The 345-nt window shown below is 68.7% G+C and carries 1 protein-coding gene; it reads right to left on the reverse strand.

The window, feature by feature from the left end:
- The coding region (locus D9V37_RS19980; protein WP_232525058.1) for a methyl-accepting chemotaxis protein at positions 1-345 on the reverse strand (345 nt) is incomplete at both ends.

Raw genomic sequence — 345 nt, forward strand, 5'->3', positions numbered from 1 at the left:
GTGGTGGTGTTGGCGGCGTCGGCGACGCCGTCGATGTTGTTGGCGATGTCGCCCGAGCCCGAGGAGGCCTCGGCCACGTTGCGGCTCATCTCGTTGGTCGTGGCGGTCTGCTCCTCCACGGCCGAGGCGATGGTGAGCTGGTAGTCGTTGATCGAGGTGATGATCGCCGAGATCTGACCCATGGCCTCCACCGCACCGGTGGTGTCGCCCTGGATGGCCTCGACCCGGCGAGCGATGTCCTCGGTCGCACGAGCGGTCTCCTGGGCCAGCTCCTTGACCTCGTTGGCCACCACCGCGAAGCCCTTGCCGGCCTCACCGGCACGCGCGGCCTCGATGGTGGCGTTG

The sequence above is a fragment of the Nocardioides mangrovicus genome, from assembly GCF_003674065.1.
Taxonomy (GTDB): domain Bacteria; phylum Actinomycetota; class Actinomycetes; order Propionibacteriales; family Nocardioidaceae; genus Marmoricola; species Marmoricola mangrovicus.